This is a genomic window from Ruegeria sp. CDSA141 (assembly GCF_059612005.1).
This window is the reverse complement of the sequence record NZ_JBXWPT010000016.1, coordinates 49,320-67,559: the sequence shown is the minus strand read 5'-3', so window position 1 is coordinate 67,559 and position 18,240 is coordinate 49,320. Positions and strand designations below refer to the sequence as shown.

Genomic DNA, 18,240 nt, shown 5'->3' with positions numbered 1-18,240 from the left:
CAAAAGTCTTCCTGTCGGCCATCGCTCTAGCAGCCACCGTGCTGTTCTGGCTGTAAATCAATGAGTCTAGAGCCTAGTATCGCTCCGCCGTTTAGAAGTTTCTCAAGTCTTCGAGCCTCTCAAACGCGTTCTGGAGTTATGAGTAGCCTAAAATTACACTCACAATCAAATGCGGTCGGCAGTGTCTAAGGATCAAGAAAGTGTGGAAAATAATCGAAGTGCAGTTTATTTTTTGGAAAATCGGTGGACGCCATTCCAATCGTTACCGGGAGGGTTGTCGATAAAACCCTGACAGCGCTGGATAAATAACTGTACCAAGGTCCTGTTGTCTGCTGTATCTTTGTGGCGCACAAAGGCATCCAGCGCATTACTCCATTCCCGCTTCAAATATAATTCGTAGCAGTTTTTCCAGTCCTCGAGCTCCAGTCTTTTGGAGTTCGCCTTCGGGTCGTTGACGATCGGGTCTGTTTCCGAAAGGAGTTCAAAAATCTTTATTGGAACCGTGCTTCCAACCGGCGAGATAATATCGATTTCCCGAAACAAGAATTTGTCATCGACCACTTTCGCGACATCTTCGGATACAAGTATTGTGGTGCCGTAGAACTTGTTTAGACCTTCAAGTCGCGACGCCAGATTTACGGTCGAGCCAAGCGCGGTGTACTGCATGCGCGACAAGGACCCAACGTTGCCCACGACAACTCGTCCGGTGTGCAATCCGAAACGGGTGATGGATGGAGTAAGAGCCGATGCTGTCGCATCAGCGTTAAGCCTATTTTCTGCGTCAACACAATACAAAGCAGCGCGGCAGGCATTCTCGACGTGGTTCGGGTCATCCAACGGTGCATTCCACATCGCCATGATTGCATCGCCGATGTACTTATCAACGGTGCCGTTATTTTCGGATATGGCCGTCTCCATGACCTCGAAATAGTGAGATAGAGCAGGCATCAGGTCTTCAGGCTCGAGGCTTTCAGTTTGTGCCGTGAAACCCTGCAAGTCCGAAAACAGAAGGGTTACGTTGCGCGACGCGCCACCGATTTCGGTTTTTTCAGCGCTGGACACGATCGATCTGACGAGGTCCTTTGGAACGTAGGCTCCGAAACTGGCCAGCCCGGCCTTCATGCTGGACATGGCATGTTCGAGGTCGGAGACTTCTTGAAACAGGGTTTTGAGCTTCAGGTCGTTGCCCAGATCGAAGGTGCTGATACGGCGCGCCTCGGCGGTAACGACTTTGAGGCTGTGGCTCAGCAAACGCGCCGCGACAACAGTGCACAGTATGGCCACGATCAATGCAAGAACACCGATTTGTATGGTGCGCGTTGTATTGCGCTTGATCGCGCCCACGAACTCTTCGGCGGGGGCCACCAAACCCAGAGTCGGTTCTGCGCCAAAGATATTGGGCATCGGTGCCACGTAGGCAAGGTAGACACTATCATCTTCTGGAGAAGCGAACCGAAAGAATGAATCACCGGTTTCCTTCCAACGTTCAATGGCGCGTGCCACAAACGCGCTCTGAGTTATCAGTCCTTCACTCAGATCACCGGTTACGTATGTGGCGCCCTGTTTGCTGGCGCGGGTCCCGGTGTAGGACATGAGACGACCTGGGCCATCCAGCATGAAAGCCAGACCCTCGTCGCCTATCCTCAGGTCTTCCAGGATACGCGAGAGTGTGGACATTGTAATGTCGATGCCCACGACACCGATGAACTGATCTGTATCGTCAACGATACGCTTCGCGAAGGTTACGCCGGGTTGCCCTGTACTCGCAAATTTGTAGGGTTTCGTGACGTAAAAACCGTCGGTATTCATTGCGCCAAGGTACCAGGGGCGCGTCCGTGGGTCATAGTCTGCGGGGCCAATATGGAAAGCTCTGGCCGTATTGATTTTGTTGGACCAGAAATAGGTTTCTTGCCGACCACTGTCCGAGGCTTCGATAACCCGCAAAACCCGATTTACCGCGTCCGGGACGGGACGCGCATCAGGACCGAATACATCTGTCTGTTCTGGCAACTGGATATTCTGAAAGAAAGCGCCGTCCTTTTCGATTCCCAAGAATATCGAGTAGTGGTGATTGTTCGCTCGGACCAGCGAGTTCAGAAAATCGAGACCAGAGACCGATTGCGCCGTTTCGGGATATGTGCCCGCAAAGTACGCTGCCACAGTTACTGTTTGCTTGGTCTCTTCGACAGTGTTCAAAATACTGTCCACCGACCATGCCCGCGCCTTGACCATCTCCTCTTGCGCCGTCTGTATCGCCAAATCCCGGTTGCCCATGTATAACAGAGCCACGACGATCCCGAGCAGGAGAGCTGTAAGAACGGCGAAGACAGTGGCAACACCGAGTTGAAGTCTGACTTTCATGATCTGGACTTTTTTGGCAGGATTGTACGCATCAAATCTGAACAGTCTTTTCGATTTACAATTGCTACGTGATCGCGCCCGGCGCAACTGTGTTTCGGCTCCAATACCAAAACTGTCAAAACAGCGTTTGGTGGGTATGACAGCTATTGGATAGATTCACCAACAAGCAAGACAAAAACTCTACGAGACGCCGACTGCTCAGAATGTAAATCTTCAACAGTGCTGCATCCAACCACGCAATGGGGGAGGACCCTGTCGCGTATTGCGCTGCGAAACGCAGGTCGCCCGACATGTTGAGCCCATGTGACATTTCTGATGCGTTGACCTGAGCATTTTGCGGATCGATTGAGCCATTGGTGCGCGTCACGCCAGACGCGACAAAACGCATTGCCGGGCACATGAACGTCAACCGTGAAACATCGGGAGGCGTTAAATTTCGCCGAAAGCAAGTGTGCGGAGTGTCTTGGCGTCGTGCAAGATAATTTCACCATACCTGGTTTCCAAAACGCCTTTTGCCCGAAGGATTCGAAAAACCCGCTGTAGAGTCGGAACAGACGACCCGGCCGCGCTGGCAAGTTCCTGCTGAGATATCTTCAGCGTTTGACCGACTTGAAACCGGTTCTCCTCGTGCATTGCAAGCAAACGCACCAGCACACGTTCCTCACCCGAGGTGGTTATGACATCCGTCAAGGCGCGCTGCGCCGTCCGGCGGGTCCAGTTCTCATATTCCATGACTTCTGGAAACCGCGTTGAATCTTCGTGGAGGAATTGCAAAAGCTCTGCCCGACTGATGCGATGCGCAAGCGTAGGTACAGATGCGACGATGTCCGACATTGGCGGCGTTTTGGTTATCAAGTCCGAAAAAGGGGCATATCGGCCCGAACCGGCCTGGGGCCACACAACGGCGGCACCATGGGTTGAATACATAATGATGTCCGCCTGGCCATGAATGACAGCGAACAGATGTTTGGCCAACTTCCCACGGCGTTGGAAATGATATCCTTTCGGAACCTCGCACCTGTACCCGATATTCAAAAGCGCTGATGAGAACTTTAAACTACATTTGGACAGCCACCCGGACTCCAGCAGAATCCGTTTATCGTTTGGTTCTAGCCGCGCCGTGGCATCATAAGTCAATTTCGCCTCCAGTTTGGTTTTGAAAGTACTTCATCTGCATTTCCAGAATTCTTCAATCTGATCTGCAGATCAAGTCTTGTCTCAATGCTTCGATTAGTCTCGTTTTGGTCAGTTTTGCGGTCGCGTGGATCCAATGGTGCCACCCGACCGAGGCAAAACAAGAAATACGAAAGAAAATACACATGACCACCAACAGACGCGACTTCATGAAATCTGTTCCTGCCGTGGGTGCGGCTTTCGCTGTTGCTCCTTCGTTTTTGTCCGAAGAAGCCGCGGCCCAAACCCCGACGGCCGCCGCGCCAATGGAGGGTCATTTTCATCCAAAAGGTAAGGCGCCTTCGGAACACACGCTCAAGATACTCGCCGAAGCGCGTGAAACGCTGCCGTTTGATGATACTCAGGACTTTGAAGAGGTCGCGAAAGGCTTCATCGCTGAAATGCCAAAACCGCAGATTTTGGCCGATGACGGCTCTGTAGCCTGGGACCGTGGCGCCTTCGATTTCATCGACGAACAGGACGAGTACGACAGTATTCACCCGTCGCTTATGCGGATCAGCAAACTGAACCAGAACTACGGCCTGTACGAGGTTATCCCCGGCATCTATCAGGTCAGGGGTTTTGATCTGTCCGATATTACATTCGTGCGCGGCAAGACCGGTTGGATTGCAATTGACCCGCTTATTTCGGCGGAAACCGCACGCGCGGCTTGGGATCTGTTCTCTGAACACAAAGGCGAAGGGCTTCCGATCACCGCCGTAATCTACTCGCACTCGCATGGTGACCACTGGGGCGGCGTGCGTGGCATTGTCAGTCAGGAAGACGTGGATTCAGGCAAGGTTGAAATCATCGCTTCGCGCGATTTCATGGAACATACGATTTCGGAAAACGTGTTTGCAGGCAATGCAATGAACCGTCGCCTGTTCTATCAATACGGCATTCTGCTGCCTGTCGCACCACATGGGTTCGTGAACCAGGGTCTGGGCAAAGGGGTGTCCAACGGCGCCATCGGCCTGATTGCTCCGACACGCATCGTCGAGGAGGACATCGAAGAGTTTGAAGTCGACGGTGTGCGGATGATTTTCCAGAACACGCCCAACACCGAAGCACCCTCCGAGATGAACACCTACATTCCGGATATGAAAGCCTTGTGGATGGCGGAAAATGTCACCGCAACACTACACAACATCTATACACTGCGCGGTGCGCCGGTGCGGGACGCCTTGCGTTGGTCAAAATACATTAGCCGTGCGCTGTTCTTGTTTGGACAGGACGCAGAGGTCATGTTCGCCTCGCACCACTGGCCGCGCTGGGGCAACGACCGCGTGCAGCAAGTGCTCAAAGACCAGCGTGATCTATACGCACACATGAATAACCAGTCCCTGCATCTGGCCAATCAGGGTGTCACGATTAATCAGGTGCATCACCACTATGAGCCGTCGGAAGGTCTGAAACAAACCTGGCACACGCGCGGTTACCACGGCTCGCCGGAACATAACTCGCGTGGTGTGGTTCAGCGGTTCCTGGGTTTCTGGGATTGTAACCCGGCCACGCTGATCCCGCTCGAGCCACAGGACTCTGCGCCGCTTTACGTTGAAATGATGGGGGGCAAAGCGCCGATAATGGCCAAGGGCCTCGAGTTGCATAATGATGGCAAATATTTTGAAGCCTCGGAAATCCTGAACAAGCTTTTCCTCTCGGATCCATCGGATCAGGAGGTGAAAGACCTATTGGCTGACGTTTATGAACAGCTGGGGTATCAGCAGGAAAACCCGGGGCTTCGCAACAGTTTCCTCTCCGGTTCTTACGAACTGCGATCCGGCATTCCGACCGGTGGTGGAGTGGATTCGTCCAGTGCGGATGTGATCCGGGCCATGTCGACCGAGTTGTTCCTTGATTTTCTTGCGATCAAGATGGACAGCCGCAAAGCGGAAGGCATCGAATTCACGATGAACCTTGTCACGCCTGACAATGGAGAGCAATTCGCGATTGAGTTGGCAAATGCCACGCTGACCAATGTCGAAGGCTTCCAGTTTGAAGACCCTGATTTGACGTTGAGCCTCAATCGTTCTGACCTGGAACAGGTGATGACAGGTGAAGCTGAATTTGCAGACCTGATTGCGGACGGTCGCGCAACCGCCGAAGGCGACCCGTCGGTTCTCTTGCAACTTGCGGAGACAATGGTCGAATTTGATCCGTTGTTTGAAGTATTGCCAGGCACAAAACGCGGACCGACCGAAATCGCCGAAGCGGAACCTTTGCAAGCCGTAACAGGCCAGGTTGTCATCGAGTAGCAGAACTCCGGGGCGTCAACGTTAGCAATCATTCCGTTTGCGCCCCGGCTTTGACGATCCGTATCCATTTGCAATTGTTACGATAAATCACCAAGCAGATGCGCGACGAGGTCTATGGGCTTTCGACATCTGGACTCAAAATACGAGGTTGAACCATGTCTGACGATCATTCGAAAAACGGTCACTTTCATCCCAAAGGCAAACCGCCTTCTGATCATACGCGTGCCATTCTGGAGGCTGCAAAAGCCCAATTGCCATTCGCAGACACGCGTGACTTCGACGAGTGCAATCGCGGACTAATCGCCAAAATGGAGGCGAAAAAGATCATGGCCGATGCCGGCAACGTGGCATGGGACATGTCGCAGTTTGATTTTATCGATCAAGCCGACAGCTACGACGGCATCCATCCTTCCCTGATGCGACAAGCCAAGCTCAACCAAGACTATGGCCTCTACGAGGTCATCGATGGCATTTATCAAATTCGTGGGTTTGACCTGTCGCAGATGACTTTTGTGCGGGGCAAGACGGGCTGGATCGTATTCGATGTAATGATCTCCGCCGAAACTGCACGTGCAGGACTTCAGCTCTTTCAAGAACACGTTGGGGGCGGTCTACCAATCACTGCTGTCGTCTATTCGCACAACCACGTTGACCACTGGGGTGGCATCAAAGGCATCGTGTCCGAAGAGGATGTCGTATCCGGCAAAGTCGAAATCATCGCGCCGGTCGGTTTCATGGACAACACGGTGTCCGAGAACGTGTACGCCGGCAATGCCATGAACCGCCGTGCGTTTTATCAGTATGGTGTTTTGCTGCCCGTGGACCCATATGGCTACGTTACGCAAGGTCTGGGGCAATCAACGTCGCGCGGTGCCGTCACGCTGATCCCACCCACGAGGATCGTTTCCGAAGCTTACGAGGAGTTCGAAGTCGACGGCATTCCGATGATCTTTCAGAACACGCCGGACACGGAAGCCCCATCGGAAATGAACACGTACATTCCCGGGATGAAAGCGCTCTGGATGGCGGAGAATGTCACCCATTGCCTTCACAATATTTATACGCTCCGCGGCGCGCCCATTCGTGATGCCCTGGTATGGTCGAAATACATTGCGCAATCCCTCTATAAGTTTGGCCAGGAAGCCGAGGTGATGTTCGCGGCGCATCACTGGCCCCGCTGGGGCAATGGACGTATTCAGGAAGTCTTGCGGGCGCAACGCGACATCTACGCCAACATGAACAATCAGGTGCTGCACCACGCGAACAATGGTGTGACGATCAACCAGATCCACAACGTGTACAAAGTACCTTACAGCCTGCAGCAGCACTGGCACACCAGAGGATATCATGGCTCTCCCGAGCACAATAGCCGCGGTGTGATCCAGCGCTATCTGGGGTTTTGGGATTGTAATCCTGCGACGCTGATCCCGCCCTCTCCCGAGGAATCCGCACCTCTTTATGTCGAGATGATGGGCGGTGCAGACGCCGTGATCGCCAAGGGTCGCGAATTGCACGACGCCGGAGAATATATGATGGCGGTCGAGATTCTGAACAAACTGGTCTTGTCGGACGGCAACAATGTGGAAGCCCGAGATCTGCTCGCAGATGTGTTTGAACAACTTGGATATCAACAGGAAAATCCCGGCCTTCGAAACTCTTTCCTGTCGGGCGCCTTCGAGCTTCGGTCGGGCATCCCAAGTGGTGCGGTCGTCAAAACCTCCAGCGGTGATGTGATGCGCGCCATGTCGACCGAGTTGTTTTTAAACTTCCTGGGCATCCGGCTTGACAGTTCCAAGGCCGAAGGAAAGCGCTTTACCATCAATCTCAAAACACCGGACACCGGCGAAGAATTCATCGTGGAACTTGAGAATGCCACGCTCACAAATACACCCGGATACCAGGCTGAGACCGCTGACCTGACACTCACCATCAATCGGACCAGTCTGGAAGAGACTCTGCTGGGTACGAAGAGTTTCGAGGAACACCTCAGCGCGGGTTCTGCACAGTTCGAAGGCGACCCAACGATCCTTAAACAGATCGGCGACATGCTGGTCGATTTTGACCCGAACTTCGAAGTTTTCCCCGGAACCCGTCCATCTGAAACCGCGTCCACAGACCATGATCCTTTCGATACCCAGGAATTGAAAGACGTGGTTCCAGAATGAGTAAGGCACTGATCGCGAGGCGCATGACAGGCTCGGCGTGATGCGGAGGATGGCGTCGCTGTTTCAAGGTCTGCGCATAGCGCGTAAAAACATCGTGCCAGACATGGTCGCTGGCGCGACATTCGCGATTGTTAACGTACCGCAAGGCATGGCGAACGCCGTATTGGCCACAGTCAATCCAGTCGCAGGACTGTACGCGCTCATGATCGCCATGCCTGTCGGCGCTATTTTCACAAGTTCTGTCTATATGAACGTGTCGACGACAGGCGCGCTTTCCGTCGCTGCGGGGGAAGCCCTCTATGGAATGCCGGAAGAAGACAAGATCGGCGCGCTTGTCGCCTTGGTCTTGATGATTGGTGCCGTTCAGCTTTTGATCGGCCTGATGCGGCTGGGTCGGCTTGTTCGCTATGTATCGAACTCTGTCATGACAGGATTCATCACCGGGATTGCCATCCTGATCATGTTAGGTTCGATTCCGGACATAACTGGCTATCAAAGCAGCTTACCAAATCATTTCTTGCGACTGGCTGATACAGCTCTCAATTGGCGCAGTTTTGACTTCGTCGCTGTGATTTTCGGAATCGCAACAATCGGGCTGATATTCCTTGCTCAGACAACGCGGGCCTCCAAATTCTCCCTGATCATTGCGCTCGGAATTGTAACAGCACTGGTGCAGGTCGGTACGGGTCTTCTGTCGTTCAACACCACCGAACTTGTGCGTGATATCGCTGTCATCCCGAGAAGCCTTCCGGCGCCTGTCTTGCCGGATCTTCATTACCTGCCAGACCTGATCTTGCCGGCGATCGCGATTGCCGTGATTGGTCTGGTGCAAGGCGCTGGCGTCGGACAGAGCTATCCCAATCCGGATGGCCGTTTTCCAGATGCGTCCCGCGACTTTGTCGGTCAGGGCGCAGCAAATATGGCTGCCAGTGTTTTTGGAGCTATTCCCTCGGGTGGTTCAATGTCCGGTACGGCCGTCAATGTGCAAGCGGGCGCACGGTCCAGATGGTCCAACATTTTCGCGGGAATCACCGTCGTCGTCATCGTTTTCTTTTTGGTCGAACTGGTAAAGCTTGTACCAATGGCGGGTTTGGGTGGCCTGCTCTTTGTCGTTGGTTTGCAGAATATTTCTCCCTCAAATGTTGCAGTCATCTGGAACACCGGTCTCATTGCCCGAATTGCCATGGCAGCGACACTACTCGCCACACTTTTGATACCGCTGCAATACGCCATACTCTTCGGGATTGCCCTGTCTTTTCTGCTTCAGGTTCTGCAAACGTCTAACCAAATCCAGGTCAGAGAACTCGCTTTGATCAAAGGCGGGTTCCCGGTCGACAAACCTGCGCCTCACTGTCTGACCCACGAAGACGTGAGTATTCTTCGCGTCCGTGGCGCCTTGTTTTTTGCGTCGGCCCAGTCACTCGAAGCGCAATTACCGGACGCGTCCTCCGGGAAAAACTCAGTTGTGATTTTGGTGCTGCGCGACGTCGATGATTTGGGCAGTACAATCATCCGTCTGTTGAAGCGTTATGCAACCGATCTGGAACGTCATAACAGCCTGCTAATGTTGACGGGAGTAAACGACAAGTTGAAGGGACAACTCGAACGTACCGGGCTTACATCCCAGCTTTCTCCAGAAAACGTCTTCGCAGAACGAGACGCCATCGGGGCCGCAATGAACGACGCCATCCAAATAGCGCATGACTGGATCGATAGCCACAGGGACAAAGCCTAGATGCCATCCGCCATAGTTATATTTACCGGTGTTGTCGTCTTTGCCCAGATGTATGGGTTAGGCACCCGCCAAACACCCGGCACGTTTCGGCACCTGTTGGCGAACTGGTCCCTGCTGTTCCGCTCGGTCGTTTCGATCCTACTTGTGGTTCCGCTGGTAACGGCAACTCTGATCGCGTTCTTGCCGCTGCCGGTTTACGTCGCAATCGGCTTGGCCATTCTTGCGTCATCCCCGGGCGCGCCGCTCACAACGCGCCGGTCGGAAGCGGCGGGCGCGGATTTTGAGTTCGTCTCAGCACTGCAGCTGTTCGTGGCGCTGCTGGCCGTATTATATACACCCTTGGCATTGGCCGCATTTGCCAGCATTCACGAAATAGAAATTGAACCGGTTGCACACGGCTCTGTAGCACTGCAAGTCGGCATGGTGACTTTGCTACCAGTGGCTCTCGGCTGGCTTTCGGCGCTTCTTGTGTTGCGCTTGCGTAACCGCCACAACCGCATCGTGGCAATGCTGTCCAGGAGTCTTTATCTTCTCTTTCTGTTGGCCTTGCTGCTGGCACTGGTATTTGTACCGGACCTGCGCAATTCAATGGCAATCGGTTGGAGCGGCGCGGGCGCAATCGTAGTGATATGTGTGATCGCGCTGGTCAGTGGCTTTGTTTTGGGAGGCCCCGATCGCAAGAAACGTGCTGGTCTCGCGGTCGCGACTATTGCACGAAATATTGGCCTCGCACTGTTCATTGCGGAATTGTCCGAGTCGACCTACGCCGCAATTCCGACGATACTGCTATTTGCAGTGACTGGCGTGTGTATTGCCCTTCCAGCGTCAGTAATCGTCAAATGCATTGCCAGGTAAACGGCATTGCCAACTTATCGTCGACTAGAATGCGCCAAGCGCGCTTCATACTCGGACACGTGACCTTGATACCTTCTCGATTTTCTAAAGCCCATACCTAGAAAGTGCATCGTTAACGGTCGCGCGGAAACGTACAGACTGAAACGGCAATGCTTTGAAGAAATGATCCCCATTGATGCCAGAGTGTCGCGATTGAGCACGACTTGCCCATTTTGCTGCGGTGGCTGGTTCACCTGCCAGATCATTTGCAATCACGGCTACTAGGTCCATCACTGGAAGCGCTTTCTAAGAATGTCAGGGCATTCCTTGTCTGCTATCAAATCACCCGAAACAGAAATGGACCAGCGTCCATCGAATCACGGGTTAGTCCGCGATCAGTAAGTTCGGACATCACTTATATTTGCGCTTGCAGCGAATGACCGTAAAGCGGGCTGCGACCGCAGCAATGCGGGTTGTCGGTCAAAGGCTGGTATGGGCCGTTTCTATTAGGTACTAAACTCGATTTTACGACTAATACCGAACAAAATGTAATGACGAATAAAAACCACATGAGAACTTGGTTTTCAATTATTGGCTCAGTCCTAACTCGGATTGATGCTGCCGTGCTTCTCCGAATGATCTAATGGACACTCGTGTCACCACCCAATTTCTTTTTACCGTGCACCTTCTCCCTGAACCGCTGCGCAATGATGTAAAGGGACGGGATGACAAATATGCCTACAAGAGCGGCTGCGATCATCCCGCCGAACACCGGCGTGCCGACGCCTCTACGAGCGAGCATGGATGCACCGTCAGCCACAACCAACGGGTAGAGCCCGGCGATGAAAGCAAAGCTGGTCATCATTACCGCCCGGAAACGCGCGCGGGCACCCTGAATGGCGGCATCCACCGCACTCAGCCCATGCCGGTACCGATCCATCGCAAACTCAACGATCAAAATCGCATTTTTGGCGGCAAGCGCTATCAGGACAACCAGTCCGATCTGGGCGTAAAGATTGTTCTGAAGACCCAGTAACAGCAGCGCACCCAACGCACCACACACCGCAAAGGCGACTGAGAATAGAACCGCAAGCGGTATCGTCCAGCTCTCATAAAGTGCGACCAGAAAGAGATATGCGAACAGCAAAGCAAGCCCCAGAACAATAGGTGTCTTTCCGGCGGCCTCGATCTCTTGCTGCGCTGTTCCCGTCCAATCGTAGCTGTAGCCCTCCGGCAGGGTCTGGGTCGCAATTTCTTCCATCGCCGCGATGGCCTCGCCCATAGATACGCCCTGAGACGGTCCACCGTTAATAGTGACGGCCTGAAAATTATTGTAGCGGGCAAGCATTTGCGGACCCAGAATGAGTTCTACCTTCGCCACGGCGCGCACTGGCACCATATCTCCGTCGCGATTTCGGACATGAATGCGAGCAATATCTCCGACATTGGCCCGGTATTTCTCATCTGCTTGTAAATTGACCTGCCACGTCCGACCGAACAGGTTCATGTCATTCACGTGATACCCGCCCAAAGTGACCTGCATGGCCCGGAACAGATCGTCGACGTTCACGCCAAGCGTTTGCAGCCTTTTGCGATCGAGATCGAGGTTCAGTTTTGGGGATTGCGCAGAGAATGTCGTGTAAACTCCGGACAATCGGGGATCGGCCTTGGCGTTTGTGACCAGTCCCGACGCAGTTGCGCCAAGATCCAGAACATTGGCACCATGCAGGTCCAGAAGTTCGAATTCAAACCCGGCACCGGTGCCAAGGCCAAGGATTGGCGGCAGATTGAACGGAAATGCAATCGCGTCTTCCAAACCGGCAAACTCGCGCCGGACATGCCGGATCGAGGATCTTACGGACAATGCTGGATCGGTCCGGTCTTCGAAAGGCATCATTATAGCAATGCCAAAGCCGCTGTTCGACTTGTTCAGACCGTCGACAAAGCTGAAGCCTGTGACCGTCATGACATCCTGCACTCCCGGTGCGGATTTGATAATAGCTGAGACGTCTTCCATCACTTTGGCTGTGCGATTGATCGACGAACCTTCGGGTAGCGCGACCTCGACGAAATAGGCCCCCTGATCTTCTACGGGAAGAAAGCCGGATGGCGTGATCTTGAACAGCCAACCCGCACCAAACAATGCGAAGCCGAGCAAAAGAACGCCTAAAATCGCGCGTCGCGCAAGAACTGAGACCGCGTATGCGTAACCGTCACGCGCGTTGTCTATACGGCGAGATATCCAGGCAAGTGGGCCGCGTCTGGGGCCGCTTTCCCGGCGCAGCAGCACCGCACACAGAGCCGGGCTAAGCGTCAGAGCATTCAGAGCCGAAATCAACATCGAAAAAGAAACGGCCACGGCGAATTGCTGGAACATCGTTCCCGTAATGCCTGGAATGAATGCTACCGGTACAAACACCGACAACAGAACACAGGTTATGGCCAGAATAGGGGCTGTAATCTGCTTCATCGCTTCGCCGGCGGCCTCGGGCACGGACATCTCTGGGTTCTCACCCATGACTTTTTCGACGTTTTCGATCACCACAATCGCATCATCCACGACGATGCCGATCGCAAGCACCAGTGCCAGCAACGAAACGGTATTGAGCGAAAATCCCAATGCCAGAATGAATGTGAGCGCGCCGACAAGCGAAACCGGAACCGCGATGAGCGGGATCAGGGCCATCCGAAGGTTGCCCAGAAACAAAAAGACCACGATCACGACCAGAGCAAATGCCTGTATCAACGTCTTTACGACTTCGTCGATACTGGCGCGGACGAATGTCACAGAATTGTATGGCACACTCCAGCTGACCCCATCGGGAAAGGCGCTCTGTAGCCCTGTCAGTGCCTTGTTTACAGCCTCTGATGTGTCAAGGGCATTTGCTCCCGGTTCAAGGTAGACACCGATCATCGCGGACGGTTTGTTGTCGAAAGAAGAGAACGAGTCCTGTGTTTTTGCACCCAATTCAACACGCGCAATATCGCGGATCAGGACAAATGAGCCGTCGGGAAGGGCGCGCACGACAACTTCTTCGAATTCGGCGATGCTGCTCAACCTGCCCTGTGTCTGAATGTTCAGCTGAAAGGTCGGGTCATTTGTCATCGGCTGCGCGCCGACGCGTCCCACAGCCGCCTGAACATTCTGTGAATTTAGCGCCGCGATGACATCGTCAACGGTCACTGAAAGATTGGTCATCTTGTCGATGTCCAACCAGATCCGCATAGAATAGTCCAGTTCCCCGAAAAGGGTGGCATCCCCTACGCCGGGCGATCTTTTGATGCTGTCCATAACGTTGATCGTTGCAAAATTTGACAGAAACAAATTGTCATTCTTCGGGTCGTCCGACGTAATGGCAACGACCTGCAACAGCGCCGACGACTTCTTTTTGGTGTTGACGCCGGCGCGCGTGACTTCTTCAGGCAGGGCGGACATGGCCAGGCTGACGCGGTTTTGCACGTTGACGGCGTTGATATCCGGATCGGTCCCGGGGGCAAACGTGACCTGCAGGTTATAGCTGCCATCCGATCCGCTCGTCGATTTCATGTAGAGCATATCGCTGACACCGATCACCTGTTCTTCGATGATCTGGGCAACGGTTGACTCGACCACTTCGGCCCCGGCACCTGGGTATTTGGTCGAAACCTGAACCTGCGGTGGTACGATGTCAGGGAGTTGTTCCACCGGCAGCTGCGTAACAGAGATCAGCCCCGCCAGCGTAATCACCACCGAAATGACAATGGCAAATCTGGGGCGTCGGATGAACAGTTGCGAGATCATGGGATCAATTCCCGTCGGCGGTTGATGAGGTCGTTTGGGGCGCTGAAACACTGACCTCAACACCGGCATGGACCCTCTGCAGGCCATCAGTGATAACTTGATCGCCTTCGCTCAGACCGCCTGAAATGACAGCTTCGGCCCCATGGGTCCGGTCCAGTTGGATCTGCTTTTTGACAACTTTATCGTCGCTTCCGACCGTAAAGACAAAGTAACCGGACTGATCTCTCTGCAAAGCCTTGGCGGGGATCACCAGAGATTTGTCGTTTGTAGGGTCGGTGACGATAACGCGCACCAGTTGGTTATCAATGAGACGTCCATCAGAATTGGGAAAGGAACCGCGGACCAGAACGGAATCCGTTCCGGACTGCACCTGTGTATCAATCACTTCGATGCTGCCCATTGCACCGTATGTCGTGCCATCGGCGAGGATCAACTGTAGTTTCAGCGGTTCGGTGTCGGACGCTTTGGCGCGGCGCGCGCGAAATTCAAGCAGTTCGGCTTCGGTTACCGGAAACGTAACGTGGATGGGATCGATGCTGGACAGCGACAACAGGGTTCCACCGTCCGGGCTGACAAATGCGCCAACGGACAGGTTCGTCAGTCCAATCCTGCCGTCAAAAGGCGCGGTTATCTTTGTGTAGGACAGGTTCAGCTGGGCATTTTGCAGACTGCCTTGTAGCTCAAGCACATGTCCATCGGCCTCACCTTGCTGGGCTTCAGCTTTTTGAACGACTGCTTGAGGTGTGTCACCTGTGGAGTAGAGCTTTTGCTGCCGATCAAGCTCGATATCGGCAAGCTTCTTTGCCGCCTGTGCAGCTTGTATTTGACCCTGAATTTCAGTGACAGTTGCCTCGTAAGAATCCGGTTCGATCTCGATCAGAACGTCCGCCGCTTTGACGCTCGAGCCGTCCTTGAAATTAATGGACTTCACAAATCCCGGTACACGCGCAATCAGGTCGACACGATTCAAGGCCTCGACCCGGCCAGTGAACACTTCGGTCAAAGATACCGCCTTCATTTCTGCCGCCGTCACGGTCACTTTGGGTTTCGTTTGGCTTTCCTGCGCCATGACAATGGAAGGAGATAGACCTAAGTGCAGAAACATTGCGGCGACTAACAACCTTATTGGCAAGGTTTATCCTCCTGAAGAATTTTGTAAGCACTCTCGTTGGTACGACGGTAACGTAATACGGTCGAAAATCCAGCAATTGACGTTGAGCGTCTTGCCCGCCAACTCAACCAGGTGAAAGTCGTCCCGATTAAGCAATACGGCTCGGTCTCGCCCCGCTGTCTTCAATACCCCGAAATTGCGGACGCAAGTTTATCACCCCATTTAAGATCTTTTAGGTCGAGGCGTTGAGTTGTTCGTCCAGATCAGAGAACGATGTGGCCCAGAATTCTGCCAGGAACGCTGAAACCTCCTGTTCTGAGATTTCCGACCTATTGCCCTCAGCATCCGTCGCTTGACCCATTGTGTATCGCAAGTCGGTGCCAGTGTTCGTTTGCGTCAGCTGATATGTCTCGGGGAGGCTTACTCCAGTGCGCGCCGGATCCTGGATGCAGGTCGAGAAATAGTGGAACGGTTCCCAATCCGTGATGCGATAGAAAAAGTCCGCCAATTCGTGAGAGCAATGATAGCCCGACCCATTGCCGAGGCGCCCTTGCGGGCTGTCGACGGTGATTTCCTGCACGCGGTTCATCCATTTCAGCTTTAGTTCCGGCGCGACCAACGCCTCCCAGACGACTGCAATTGGAGCATCGAAATGATGGAGGAATGTCCAAACTCCGTCTCCCTCGGTCAGAAAATGGCGCTCGCGGTTGGCACGCAAACGTTCCCAAGATTTAGCCAAATCGTAGACCATCATCGAAACCTCGCCAAAATGTTCGATGTCCTGTGAAAACGGTTCCACTATACCTTTGATATCCATGGCGTTTGCAGCGGCCTCGCTGAACAGCGCGTAGCTGCCTACACCAGTGGCTTCAACAACGTTCGTCTTGGCCATTCGGTGGACCAGAATAACGTCGGCGCCAGAAAAGTCCTTTACCGGGCCAAGTTGCATTTCTTCGAACTGGCCATGATGGGCGATAACCTTCAAATCCAGCCCTCCAACATTGGCGCAAGCGTTGCAGGTACAGGTTGTGTTGGCAATTATGTCCTGCCGACGAAGAGCAAATGCGTTGTAGAGGTTTTCGCAGATGGTCAGGAAGGTCTCGCCGGAGGGGAAATCCTGCCGCGTCGAATATGCCAAAACGGCATCGCCTTCGGTTTTCCAGAAATTGAGCGGATCACCTACTTGTTCGATCAGCACGCCCAGCAAGGATTTCAAAATCGGATTAGCGTGATCCATTTCCGAAGTGGTCAGAAACTGTGTGTATCCGGAAATGTCGGCGATCAACAGATATCCAGTTTGTGTTGACATGGCACGCTCTCCAAAAGAGTGTTTGGCAGGACTATTTTAATTCACAAAGGGTTCAAAACCACTTTGGACCCAAATGCGCTATAGACGGTCATCATGGTGTGTAGGCAGGGAACTCAGACGCATAGTTGCAGGTGAGATCCCGAATTGGTTATCAAGTTCACGCGACGCCACCCCAAAAGGCGGCGTCACAAAAGCGATGGCACTACGCCCATCCGAGTTGTTTTAGCGAATGCCCGTCATTCCAGATCTTGGTCATTCGAGCGATCTTGCGGCCTTCAAATTCCATAACATAGGCATAGTTGGTTGCGATTTCCTTGCCTGTGGCAGGAATCGGTCCACCTTCACCGGTTTGTTTGCCGCTGAATACTGCGGTGGCCGTTACGATGTTGCGTTCGTGATCAGTTGAGAATGAGGTGATGTCGTAGTTGCCATCTGGGATTGGGGTCAAAATTCCAGCGGTCCAAGCTGTATAACCTTCGATTGTCGAGATATCGGCCAATGCGTCAGCTTCACATGTAAAAGCGGCACCGTCCTGACAGTATGTCTTGCAGACGTTCCAGCCTTTGCCTGTTTCGCATGCATCAAAGAAGGCCATAGCCGTTTCGGAAATACTCATCGTGTTTCTCCTATCCCTGTTTCACTTACGTCCAGCGTGTCGTTGCCTTCAATTCCGTCTGGATGGGATAGTTTTAGAACATTTATTTTAAAAAATCAATTTTAAAATAAATGAAGGATGAACTTCACTCGCGAATTTCTCTCATGATAAAGTCGTAAAAATTTGGTATCACGTGCTTTTTTTCGTCGTGCCGCCCATACAAGACGGTCCCGTGAACGCAAAAAACCACAAAGCTTGCAAGCTGCGCCGTGTCCTTCTCCGCCCCGATGTCTCCATCCGCCTGGGCATTACGAAGAGCGGTTTCAACCAATGACTCGACTTCTGCGCAGAACGCGCCCACTTGCTTTGCGGCCTCAGGACTTATCACATGCTTTTGTGCAAGGTGGTTCATCATCAGGCAGCCCTTGTACTCCGATTTGGCGGCCCCCAAAAAAACGTTTCGGAGAAACATTTCGACGCCCTCTAAGTTAGGGTTGTCGATCAGAATACGATAGCGCGGCCCGATAACATGATCGCGGTAATGATCCAAAGCTGCTGAGAACAATCCTTCCTTGTCTCCAAACTCCTTGTACATGCTGGCCGTGTTCAGCCCGGTTTCGCGGACAACGTCACTTATCGATGCAGCTTTGTAGCCGTGTTGCCAAAAAACACCCATGGCTTTTTCAACTACGGCATCGCGTGAATATGATCTTGGTCTACCCATCGGAGTATATTAAAATGGTCATTTGAAAATCGCAACACGTACCGTCTGAGCAAGATCAGAAAAACTGTTACGCAGGGTAGAATCTTCGTGAGTTGCTACGGGCGGCTGGTCGCGCAACTGTATCTTGCCAGCGCAGCGGGTCAGTTTGGTCTACACGATCATGGAGAAAAGGCTCGGGAGACCCTATCGACGTCAGT

General features: G+C 53.2%; 11 protein-coding genes. 4 read left to right on the top strand and 7 right to left on the bottom strand.

All coding sequences use genetic code 11. The features are described 5' to 3' along the window. Positions 1 to 225: 225 nt before the first annotated feature. Together AC2FLP_RS18165 and AC2FLP_RS18160 are read right to left on the bottom strand one after the other, a co-directional pair. Positions 226 to 2,361: an adenylate/guanylate cyclase domain-containing protein gene (locus AC2FLP_RS18165; protein WP_496685366.1), complete on the bottom strand. Its 2,136-nt coding sequence runs from the start codon at positions 2,359 to 2,361 to the stop codon at positions 226 to 228. Positions 2,362 to 2,790: 429 nt separating this feature from the next. Beyond that, entirely contained in the window at positions 2,791 to 3,288 is a 498-nt protein-coding gene (locus AC2FLP_RS18160; protein WP_496685364.1) for a Crp/Fnr family transcriptional regulator, read from the bottom strand. A gap of 392 nt (positions 3,289 to 3,680) precedes the next feature. On the opposite strand from AC2FLP_RS18160, the gene AC2FLP_RS18155 reads away from it, so the two are divergent. The 4 genes from AC2FLP_RS18155 to AC2FLP_RS18140 all read left to right on the top strand — a co-directional run bounded on the left by AC2FLP_RS18155 (position 3,681) and on the right by AC2FLP_RS18140 (position 10,544). Next, entirely contained in the window at positions 3,681 to 5,789 is a 2,109-nt protein-coding gene (locus AC2FLP_RS18155; protein WP_496685362.1) for an alkyl/aryl-sulfatase, read from the top strand. A 155-nt stretch (positions 5,790 to 5,944) separates the two neighbouring features. Further along, positions 5,945 to 7,954, top strand: coding sequence for an alkyl/aryl-sulfatase (locus AC2FLP_RS18150; RefSeq protein ID WP_496685359.1), 2,010 nt, complete (start codon positions 5,945 to 5,947; stop codon positions 7,952 to 7,954). Between the two features lie 49 nt (positions 7,955 to 8,003). After that, entirely contained in the window at positions 8,004 to 9,689 is a 1,686-nt protein-coding gene (locus AC2FLP_RS18145) for a SulP family inorganic anion transporter (RefSeq protein ID WP_496685357.1), read from the top strand. Then, the gene (locus AC2FLP_RS18140; RefSeq protein ID WP_496685354.1) at positions 9,690 to 10,544 is read left to right on the top strand and encodes a bile acid:sodium symporter family protein; all 855 of its coding nucleotides are present in this window, start codon (positions 9,690 to 9,692) and stop codon (positions 10,542 to 10,544) included. It begins immediately after the preceding gene. 619 nt (positions 10,545 to 11,163) lie between these two features. On the opposite strand, the gene AC2FLP_RS18135 is transcribed toward AC2FLP_RS18140, so the two are convergent. From AC2FLP_RS18135 to AC2FLP_RS18115, 5 genes are all read right to left on the bottom strand, one after another. Beyond that, positions 11,164 to 14,304 carry an efflux RND transporter permease subunit gene (locus tag AC2FLP_RS18135; protein ID WP_496685351.1) on the bottom strand — a complete coding sequence of 1,047 codons (3,141 nt, stop codon included), beginning with the start codon at positions 14,302 to 14,304 and terminating at the stop codon, positions 11,164 to 11,166. A 4-nt stretch (positions 14,305 to 14,308) separates the two neighbouring features. Then, complete coding sequence (locus tag AC2FLP_RS18130; protein WP_496710066.1) at positions 14,309 to 15,409, bottom strand: efflux RND transporter periplasmic adaptor subunit; 1,101 nt, start codon at positions 15,407 to 15,409, stop codon at positions 14,309 to 14,311. Positions 15,410 to 15,647: 238 nt separating this feature from the next. Next, complete coding sequence (locus tag AC2FLP_RS18125; RefSeq protein WP_496685348.1) at positions 15,648 to 16,724, bottom strand: DUF2652 domain-containing protein; 1,077 nt, start codon at positions 16,722 to 16,724, stop codon at positions 15,648 to 15,650. 202 nt (positions 16,725 to 16,926) lie between these two features. After that, on the bottom strand, positions 16,927 to 17,340 hold the full coding sequence (locus tag AC2FLP_RS18120; RefSeq protein ID WP_496685346.1) for an ester cyclase: 414 nt from the start codon (positions 17,338 to 17,340) through the stop codon (positions 16,927 to 16,929). Positions 17,341 to 17,464: 124 nt separating this feature from the next. Next, entirely contained in the window at positions 17,465 to 17,995 is a 531-nt protein-coding gene (locus AC2FLP_RS18115) for a TetR/AcrR family transcriptional regulator (RefSeq protein ID WP_496685343.1), read from the bottom strand. Between the last annotated feature and the right edge of the window lie 245 nt (positions 17,996 to 18,240).

What these genes read in the sequence shown, in the direction of transcription:
- AC2FLP_RS18115 (WP_496685343.1), bottom strand. Translation starts at nt 17,995, where the DNA reads ATGGGTGTTTTTTGGCAACACGGCTACAAAGCTGCATCGATAAGTGAC.
- AC2FLP_RS18135 (WP_496685351.1), bottom strand. Translation starts at nt 14,304, where the DNA reads ATGATCTCGCAACTGTTCATCCGACGCCCCAGATTTGCCATTGTCATT.
- AC2FLP_RS18140 (WP_496685354.1), top strand. Translation starts at nt 9,690, where the DNA reads ATGCCATCCGCCATAGTTATATTTACCGGTGTTGTCGTCTTTGCCCAG.
- AC2FLP_RS18160 (WP_496685364.1), bottom strand. Translation starts at nt 3,288, where the DNA reads ATGTATTCAACCCATGGTGCCGCCGTTGTGTGGCCCCAGGCCGGTTCG.
- AC2FLP_RS18145 (WP_496685357.1), top strand. Translation starts at nt 8,004, where the DNA reads ATGGCGTCGCTGTTTCAAGGTCTGCGCATAGCGCGTAAAAACATCGTG.
- AC2FLP_RS18130 (WP_496710066.1), bottom strand. Translation starts at nt 15,409, where the DNA reads ATGTTTCTGCACTTAGGTCTATCTCCTTCCATTGTCATGGCGCAGGAA.
- AC2FLP_RS18155 (WP_496685362.1), top strand. Translation starts at nt 3,681, where the DNA reads ATGACCACCAACAGACGCGACTTCATGAAATCTGTTCCTGCCGTGGGT.
- AC2FLP_RS18165 (WP_496685366.1), bottom strand. Translation starts at nt 2,361, where the DNA reads ATGAAAGTCAGACTTCAACTCGGTGTTGCCACTGTCTTCGCCGTTCTT.
- AC2FLP_RS18120 (WP_496685346.1), bottom strand. Translation starts at nt 17,340, where the DNA reads ATGAGTATTTCCGAAACGGCTATGGCCTTCTTTGATGCATGCGAAACA.
- AC2FLP_RS18150 (WP_496685359.1), top strand. Translation starts at nt 5,945, where the DNA reads ATGTCTGACGATCATTCGAAAAACGGTCACTTTCATCCCAAAGGCAAA.
- AC2FLP_RS18125 (WP_496685348.1), bottom strand. Translation starts at nt 16,724, where the DNA reads ATGTCAACACAAACTGGATATCTGTTGATCGCCGACATTTCCGGATAC.